This window comes from Levilactobacillus yonginensis (assembly GCF_003946265.1).
Lineage (GTDB): Bacteria > Bacillota > Bacilli > Lactobacillales > Lactobacillaceae > Levilactobacillus > Levilactobacillus yonginensis.
The window spans coordinates 87,346-95,133 of sequence record NZ_RHNO01000008.1 but is presented as its reverse complement, the minus strand read 5'-3'; the positions used below and the strand labels follow the sequence as shown (position 1 = coordinate 95,133).

Here is a 7,788-nt window from a genome sequence, read left to right as displayed (position 1 = left end):
GGGACATATTGTCATTCTCACTTTCAATTGGTTTTGGTCGACTATGTTGATGTGGGGCAGTGTGCCCCTTTTATTATACAAAAAAATGGTGTCGATAGATTTCTCTATCAACACCAAATATCATAGAACCATTTTTTAGGATAATTAACAATCCAATAGTAATGATATAGCCAAATTAATTTCAACTTACTGTGTGTAACCTGTAGGTTGTTAAGGACTTAGATAAGTGCACACCAGTTGGAGCCGTGAGGCCACAGTGGATGGGCTAAGGCTAGAGTAAACAGCCCATCGCACCCCAGTTAGCTATTCCCAGCCAGCCGCCCATCCCCAGTAGGCCAACGGCGATAAGCGCAAAGATACCCAGTAGGAATACTGTATCCTTGTCATGCCCCATTTTCGGAACTAATTTTGCCACAATAAAAATCAACAGTGCCAGACCACTAATAAAAATTAGTGTCCCAGTTAATAAACTGCCACCCATCATCATACATCTCCCCCTTTATAGGTTTCATTATACCGACTTTTCTCGAGAAAGGGTGAAATGGCTCCCGTGTTTTTGGGGCCTATGGTAAAATATAAGGTAATTGTAAGAGAATGTGCTAGATGTTGTAAGGACGACTAGACTGCCAGAAGGGGTGACAGAGATGATTGATCGGATTGAAGCAAGTGCGGATGCTTTGTGGGTGACACCACAGGACGAGGGTGTCTTACGGTTAGGGTTTGCGGACGATGGCCGCGAGATGTTAGGGCCCGTGACGAAAATTTCTTGGTTAGCAACGACTGGGCCCCTTAAGCTGGGGACGCCGTTCATGGTGGTGACTGGTGAGACGGATGAGCTCACATTACGGTCACCCTTTGCCGGTAAGATTTTACAGATCAACTCGGAGTTAGCCGACCATCCAGAACGGCTGAACAACCGCAACGATGATTTAGACTGGATGCTTGATTTAGCTGATGATTAGAGAGGGAGCGTCCGCATGGAATTGACGTGGCAGGTCACACAACCAGTGACAAGTTTGAAACGGTTTTTAAATGACCAGGGTGTGAGTCACCGGGTCTTTAGTGATCTCAAACAATCGGGGACGATTCGGGTCAACGGTCAAGTGGTAGACCCCACCGTGACGCTGAACGTTGGTGATACGGTGGCGGTTAGCTTGCCCGCAGAAGCGGCTGACGATGCCGTGGCGACGAGTCACGAGGCCATCAACGTGGTGTTTGAAAATCGTGATTGGCTAGTTGTGGACAAACCGGCCGGCCTCAACGTTGTTCCCGGACCCGCCAACCGGACAGATACCTTGGTCAATCGAATCAAGGGGTACTGGCTGGATGAACATGCGGAGAACCAGGTGCCACATATTGTGACGCGGTTAGACCGCTTTACCAGTGGTCTCGTATGGGTCGCTCGGCACCGACTAGCCAATAGTTTAGCCAGTCAGTTGCAGGCGGCTCATCAGGTAGACAAACGTTACCTGGCCGTTGTCACTGGTCAACTAGCTGATGACCATGGCCTGATCGATGCGCCGTTAGCCTCGGATCCTGCCGGCTACAACCAAATGGTTTCGCCCGACGGCAAGCCCGCACGGACGGAGTATTGGGTGCAGGAACGTTTTAAGAACGCTACTTTAGTCAAGGTTCAGCTCCACACGGGACGGACTCACCAGATTCGGGCGCATTTTACCCACTTAGGCCACCCGCTAGTGGGGGATGAGTTGTATGGTGGGCCCCAGTTAGGTCAAATGACCAGACAGGCCTTACACGCGCAGTCGTTGGCTTTTACAGATCCGTTCACGCATGAACCACGGTCGTTTGTGAGTGACCCACCAGCTGACTGGCAGCAATTGATGCAATCGTTAACCAAGGAGTGAGGGACATGGCCGAGAATCAACTTAAATGTTTGGTGGACGGTGCGCCCGTCTCACTGGAAACGAGTCTGCAACTCAGCGAGCTCGAGGTGGGCTTGCGGAACCGCATCAAGCGGGACTATCCGCAGGGGAAGGTCACGGATTATATCTGTGGGCATCACCTGTTGAAGTATCGGTTGGAACACGTTGATGCCATGATCAACGCCGACTTAAAGCAGACCAAAAAAATCAATCACAAACTGACCAAAGCGCTGCAGAGCGATGATTACGACATTATTGATGTCAATGACTCCTTGAAAGAGAGTCTGACCTTTGGCCAAAAGGTGTCGGACGACGTGGCCCGGTTTGGCGGGTCGTGGGGCTTTATTTTCGTCTTCATGTTCGTTCTGATTGGGTGGATGATCGTCAATGGGCTCCACTTATTTGGGGTCAACTTTGACAACTACCCCTTTATTCTGTTAAATTTAGTGCTGAGCTGTGTTGCGGCGATTCAGGCACCCATCATTATGATGAGCCAGAACCGTTCCGCCGACCGGGACCGGATGATGGCCGAAAACGACTACCATGTTAACTTGAAGTCCGAACACGAACTGCGGTTACTTCACGCTAAGGTCGATCACTTAGCGCAGAACCAGGTCCCCCATACGATGGAGATCGAACGGTTTCAGTTAGAAATTTTAGGTGAAATTCGTCAAGAACTAGCCGAATTGCGGGAGGCGAAGGCCGCCGCTTCGACAGAACGAAGGGAGTCTCACCATGAGAACGTGGATAACCGCTAGTGCTCTGTTTATTGTTGGCCTAGTCTTTGGCCAACGGGTAGCAGGACGCGTGACCCATTAATTAAATAGGTCAGTTAGCAAATCCTTTGACAAAAGTGCAATCCTCCGGTAGTCTAGTGAATGAACTAGAAATGGAGGATTTTTTTTGATAATTCGTGAAGCTCGACCGACGGATGCGCCTCAGATAGCACCGTTGATGAACTTGATTTACGACGAGATGGAACTGACCGACCTCGAGGATGTACCTGGCCCCGACTTATTGAAGGTCATCACGGCGGCTTACCGCACGCGGACTTACCTGTCCGGCGCGGCAACCACGGTGGTGGCCGAGGCCAATGGCCATGTCGTTGGGGTAGCATTTGGCTACCCTGGCGAAAATGAAGACATCGTGGAAGATGTGATTACGCAGTTGACGGCTGACAGTGCCGCGTTCGACGGTCCGCTGGAAGCGGACTCCGAGACGGCACCCGGTGAATGGTACCTGGATTCACTGGCTGTTTCTCCTGATCACCAGGGTATGGGGATTGGTCGCAAGTTATTGCGGGCCTTACCAATCTACGCCCAACGCGATCGCCAATCCGTCATCGGGTTGAACGTTGACTTTGAAAATCCTGGCGCCATGAAATTGTATGAGCGGATGGGGTATGAAGTGACCGGAACCCAGATGATCGGTGATCATGACTACTACCACATGCAACTTGAGATTGGGAAACCAATCAGCATCGCAAATTAAAGACTATTGAGGAGCCGACCCGTCAAGTGGGTCGGCTTTTTTGAACTTAATTTTATGTTGTAAATACAACAAAAGTACGTTAAAATAGTGGCTATCGAAAGGGGCGAGTCCAGTGCCAGAAATTTTAAGAACGGTGGGGAGCATTGCCCGCGCGTTAGATTCAATCGCCAATCGTGAGTTTCAACAAGTTTCCCTCACGAAGGGGCAGTACCTGTACTTGGCCCGGGTGGCCGAACATCCTGGTATCATTCAGGAACGGGTGGCGGAACTGCTAAAGGTTGACCGGACCACGGCAGCCCGGGCAATCGCCAAATTGACCAAGCTGGGCCTGTTAGAGAAACGGGCGGACCCACAGAATAAAAAAATCAGAAGGCTCTACGTGACGGCCAGTGGCGCCGATATTTATCCGCTAGTCAAACGGGAGAACGATTACTCTAATGCGCACGCGTTACGGGGATTCACGTCTGACGAAGCCAGTCAATTGGCTGACTTGTTGGCAAGAGTCGACGCTAACGTGGCGCAGGATTGGTACGATGTCAAAAGTGGTAAGCAACGGGAATATTAAGGAGAACAAGCAGATGACAGGGAAAATCAAACAATGTACAGTAGCCGACTTGAAGCAGCTTCAAGCCATTAGCCGAACGACGTTTACGGATACGTACGGCGCAGTGAATACGCCGGCCGACCTCGAGGAATACTTAGAAGAAGCGTACAACGATGACCAGCTGTTAGCCGAACTGCGGCAACCGACCACGCAATTCGATTTCATTTACGTCGAGAACGCGTTAGCGGGGTATCTGAAGCTGAACTGGGGACCAACCCAATCCGAGCATTACGGGGATGACCTGCTAGAGATCGAACGAATCTATATTCTACCAGCCTTCAAACGTCAGGGACTGGGTCAACAATTTTATCAACACGCCATTGCGACAGCTCAGAAGTTAGGAAAGCAGGCCGTCTGGTTGGGTGTGTGGGAACATAATCCGGCAGCTCAGAAGTTTTATCAGCAAATGGGATTTGAACAGATTGGCGATCATCGCTTTCAATTGGGATCAGATCCGCAACGTGATTTAATTCTGCGAAAAACGCTGGTATAATATTACCCATGCTGATTGTGTCTGGGTCCCAGCCGACCAAGGGCACACCGAATGATTCAAACAACTCAAGGAGGCGTTTAACCGATGAAAGATAATTTACAAATGGGCGACGATGAATTTGCGAAGATGATGTTGGTCCTCAAACAACCCATTACCCAGGCGAACCACAAGGACTACAAGTTCCTGGACGGCACCGAGACTGGTGAAATGCAGGAGATTGCGCCCAACATCTGGGCTATGCCCGCGTACATGCAGGAAGATGACGACTTCACCATGTTCTTCCTGACGACACAGATTGAATCAGGCGAGACCGTCATGGCATTCGCAACTGGCGAGACCGACGGCGGCAACTTCCGGTTGAGCCAACCGCTGGTGACGGGTGCTGGATTGAACGTATTGAACGAGCAACAACCTAACCGCGCCAAGCGCGTCTTAAAATTCCTGAATGACATTTCTAAAGCTGATGAAGGTAGCTGGCGAATGGTCGACTAACAGACAATGACGAAGGGATGGAGGTGGTCGGATGCAACGACCGACAAAAGCCTTTAATCTGCCACTGCTGCTGGCACCCTTCATTTCCCGTTTGGGTGATGCCCTATACTTATTTGGGCTAAATTGGTTCGTGGTCAAGGCCACGGGCAACGCCTCACTACTAGGAATCATTCAAGCCACCGGTGGAGTGGTCCTGTTCTTCGGGGATCTCCTGTGTGGGGTTGTCGTGGATAACTTTAACCGTAAGCACATTGTGGTCAGCGCGGAACTGTTGAGTGTGCTAGGTTGTCTGTTTTGTGCATGGTGGCTGAATCCCCAACACATCACGGCGGCGCCCCTGATCACGCTGACCATTTTGCTGGACATTGGGTTGGCATTTAGTCTCCCAGCAGCCAAGGCCATGATTCCGGAGCTGATTACCCTGGAGGGTCGGCAACGGTTCAATGCTGTCAGTAACACGCTGATCGACCTGGCGGATATTTGTTCGCCGCTGTTGGGTGGGCTCTTGTTGGCCCTCCATTGGTTAGACTTGCGGGGCTTTCTGTTGCTAAACGCGACGTCGTTTCTATTATCGTTTGGCTTGTACTTAAGTATTCACTATCGCAATCCGGCGGGGGAAGCCTCGCAACTGGGCGTTAAAGATAGTCTACTCACAGGGTGGCGCTACGTGTGGCAGCGGCCGGGGCTGGTCGAGACCATCGTGTTGGGTGGACTGATCAACGTGCTGTTTGCGGCCATGCGATTGGTGCTGCCATATAACGTTAACCACCTGTACGGCGGGGATTCTGCGCGGTACAGTTATTTGCTGGTGATTTTGGCGGTCGGTGGCATCTTAGGTGGTCTACGGCTGACGCTAAATCGTAATGAACCCCATCGCCGCCAAAACTATCACGATTTGATTTTGGCGGCCGTGGCCATCTTGGTGGCCGGACTCTGGGCTAATTACTGGGTCTTACTAGTGGTGAGCGGTATCTTTGGCTTTTGCTATTCGTGCTTTGAAATCCGGGCAATTACCATTACCCAGAATCTAACGGAACCTGATTTTTTGGGCCGGATGTTTGGTATTCTATTCCTGGCTATCGATGCGTTTCAGCCGGTCGGCAGCTTCGTCTTTGGGTTTGTCACAGACTGGTTGGCCAACCTAACGCTGGTCATTATCGGTGGCTGCTTACTGCTAGGTTTGTGGATTATCAATCAGTGGTATCAACGGCTTATCCGGCAGGACTGATTAGGGAAATAAGAGTTGACACTGCCGCTATGGACTCCGTATAATGAGTGAAATATGTTCCTTGAAAGTTGTCCCGTGAGGCAACTAAGGGTGCAACGCTTCCGGACTAGGGAACTAGACTAGGCTGGGCTAAGGGTGGACGCGCACGGTTCCTTACGGGGACTGGCGCGTTTTTTTCTATCTTAGAAGTGGAGGCCTGCTACATGAAAGAACCAGCACGTTACCGCAACCCGGATGCTTTAATTGACATCTGGGAGCGGCCCAGTTGGGGTCAATGGTTTGGATTGTCGCTTCAGCACTTATTTTCGATGTTTGGGTCCACGGTTTTAGTCCCCATTCTGGTGGGGTTAAATCCCGGCATTGCGCTGTTTAGTTCCGGGGTCGGGACGTTGATGTATATTTTGATTACCCGCGGCAAGATTCCCGCCTACATGGGCTCAAGTTTTTCATTTATCGTGCCAATGGTAGCTCTGATGAAGACGACCGGGTACCCGGGCATCGCGCAAGGAACACTGGCAGTGGGGGCGGTCTACCTCATCGTAGCCTTGATTGTGGCACTGGTGGGGTCGGATTGGATCAATAAGGCCTTGCCACCGATTGTAGTGGGGCCAATGGTGATGGTCATTGGGCTGTCACTGGCTGGCAGTGCCGCTCAGAAGGCGACGGTCGACAGTGCCGGAACCTATCACTGGCAGTTCTTTGCGGTAGCAATGGCAACGTTGCTCTTAACGGTCGGATTTAATCTCTATCTGCGGGGCTTCCTATCACTGATTCCCATTCTGCTGGGAATTGTAAGTGGTTATTTGATTGCGGCCATGACGGGATTGGTCAACTTTAAGCCAGTCATGGAGGCTGCTTGGTTTCAGCTCCCCAACTTTGAGGTGCCGATTCTGAGTTATCCGTTGCACTTTTACTGGGGCGCGGTGGTCAGCCTGGCACCAATCGCTTTCGTGACGATGACTGAACACATTGGCCACATCACCGTATTGAACGAGTTGACGCACCGGAACTTCTTTGAGGACCCGGGCTTGCATCACACGTTGGCCGGGGATGGTCTGGCTTCCATCATCGCTAGTTTTGTGGGTGGTCCACCGGTTACGTCCTACGGAGAAAACGTGGGAGTCTTGGCCATCACATGGGTCCATAGTGTCTACGTCTTGATTGGTGCAGCCGTCTTTGCCATTATCTTCAGTTTTGTGGGCAAACTAAGTGCCTTGATTGAGAGTATTCCTAACCCGGTCATTGGTGGTATTAGCTTCCTACTGTTTGGGGTGATTGCGTCCAGTGGGATGCGAATCTTAATTGAGAAGCACGTTGATTTCAACCAGAAACGCAACCTGATGATTGCCTCAGCAATTCTAGTAATTGGTATCGGAAACGCGTATCTCAAAGTGGGCCAGTATGAGTTTTCTGGGTTAGCAGTTGCGGCGGTGCTGGGCATCGTGTTGAACCTGGTTCTCCCGCACGATGATAAGGTGCAATAATTTTAGGCAAATTAATAGGGCTTCAGTGGTGTATGTTCCTTCCGCTGAAGCCCTATTTTATTTAGTCTGGTAATATCCGCCTCCGGTAGCCAGAGATGGCGCCTGCTGTGGGG

The 7,788-nt window shown here is 50.9% G+C and carries 10 protein-coding genes; 9 read left to right on the top strand and 1 reads right to left on the bottom strand.

Annotated features, from left to right (window positions below; genetic code table 11):
• Positions 1-271: 271 nt before the first annotated feature.
• On the bottom strand, positions 272-484 hold the full coding sequence (locus EKM87_RS06085) for a hypothetical protein (RefSeq protein WP_164506441.1): 213 nt from the start codon (positions 482-484) through the stop codon (positions 272-274).
• A 160-nt stretch (positions 485-644) separates the two neighbouring features.
• Between EKM87_RS06085 and EKM87_RS06080 the strand changes: the two genes are divergently transcribed.
• The 9 genes from EKM87_RS06080 to EKM87_RS06040 all read left to right on the top strand — a co-directional run bounded on the left by EKM87_RS06080 (position 645) and on the right by EKM87_RS06040 (position 7,675).
• Positions 645-962 (top strand): glycine cleavage system H protein (lipoate-binding), encoded by a 318-nt coding sequence (locus tag EKM87_RS06080; RefSeq protein WP_125682888.1) that lies wholly within the window; start codon positions 645-647, stop codon positions 960-962.
• A 15-nt stretch (positions 963-977) separates the two neighbouring features.
• Positions 978-1,865, top strand: coding sequence for an RluA family pseudouridine synthase (locus EKM87_RS06075; protein ID WP_125682886.1), 888 nt, complete (start codon positions 978-980; stop codon positions 1,863-1,865).
• A 5-nt stretch (positions 1,866-1,870) separates the two neighbouring features.
• The gene (locus EKM87_RS06070; RefSeq protein WP_125682884.1) at positions 1,871-2,641 is read left to right on the top strand and encodes a DUF1003 domain-containing protein; all 771 of its coding nucleotides are present in this window, start codon (positions 1,871-1,873) and stop codon (positions 2,639-2,641) included.
• A gap of 196 nt (positions 2,642-2,837) precedes the next feature.
• On the top strand, positions 2,838-3,374 hold the full coding sequence (locus EKM87_RS06065) for a GNAT family N-acetyltransferase (RefSeq protein ID WP_164506443.1): 537 nt from the start codon (positions 2,838-2,840) through the stop codon (positions 3,372-3,374).
• 112 nt (positions 3,375-3,486) lie between these two features.
• Complete coding sequence (locus EKM87_RS06060; protein WP_125682880.1) at positions 3,487-3,939, top strand: MarR family winged helix-turn-helix transcriptional regulator; 453 nt, start codon at positions 3,487-3,489, stop codon at positions 3,937-3,939.
• The gene (locus tag EKM87_RS06055) at positions 3,908-4,471 is read left to right on the top strand and encodes a GNAT family N-acetyltransferase (protein ID WP_225428404.1); all 564 of its coding nucleotides are present in this window, start codon (positions 3,908-3,910) and stop codon (positions 4,469-4,471) included. Before EKM87_RS06060 ends, EKM87_RS06055 begins: the two co-directional genes overlap by 32 nt.
• Before the next feature lie 84 nt (positions 4,472-4,555).
• Positions 4,556-4,963, top strand: a complete 408-nt coding sequence (locus tag EKM87_RS06050) for a hypothetical protein (RefSeq protein ID WP_125682876.1) — start codon at positions 4,556-4,558, stop codon at positions 4,961-4,963.
• Positions 4,964-4,994: 31 nt separating this feature from the next.
• Positions 4,995-6,191 carry an MFS transporter gene (locus tag EKM87_RS06045; RefSeq protein ID WP_125682874.1) on the top strand — a complete coding sequence of 399 codons (1,197 nt, stop codon included), beginning with the start codon at positions 4,995-4,997 and terminating at the stop codon, positions 6,189-6,191.
• A 203-nt stretch (positions 6,192-6,394) separates the two neighbouring features.
• Positions 6,395-7,675, top strand: a complete 1,281-nt coding sequence (locus EKM87_RS06040) for a uracil-xanthine permease family protein (protein WP_125682872.1) — start codon at positions 6,395-6,397, stop codon at positions 7,673-7,675.
• Positions 7,676-7,788: the final 113 nt, after the last annotated feature.

Bases quoted from the DNA above. Each gene is read 5' to 3' on its own strand.
- EKM87_RS06065 (WP_164506443.1), top strand. From the start codon at position 2,838: ATGAACTTGATTTACGACGAGATGGAACTGACCGACCTCGAGGATGTA.
- EKM87_RS06050 (WP_125682876.1), top strand. From the start codon at position 4,556: ATGAAAGATAATTTACAAATGGGCGACGATGAATTTGCGAAGATGATG.
- EKM87_RS06070 (WP_125682884.1), top strand. From the start codon at position 1,871: ATGGCCGAGAATCAACTTAAATGTTTGGTGGACGGTGCGCCCGTCTCA.
- EKM87_RS06040 (WP_125682872.1), top strand. From the start codon at position 6,395: ATGAAAGAACCAGCACGTTACCGCAACCCGGATGCTTTAATTGACATC.
- EKM87_RS06055 (WP_225428404.1), top strand. From the start codon at position 3,908: ATGTCAAAAGTGGTAAGCAACGGGAATATTAAGGAGAACAAGCAGATG.
- EKM87_RS06085 (WP_164506441.1), bottom strand. From the start codon at position 484: ATGATGGGTGGCAGTTTATTAACTGGGACACTAATTTTTATTAGTGGT.
- EKM87_RS06080 (WP_125682888.1), top strand. From the start codon at position 645: ATGATTGATCGGATTGAAGCAAGTGCGGATGCTTTGTGGGTGACACCA.
- EKM87_RS06045 (WP_125682874.1), top strand. From the start codon at position 4,995: ATGCAACGACCGACAAAAGCCTTTAATCTGCCACTGCTGCTGGCACCC.
- EKM87_RS06075 (WP_125682886.1), top strand. From the start codon at position 978: ATGGAATTGACGTGGCAGGTCACACAACCAGTGACAAGTTTGAAACGG.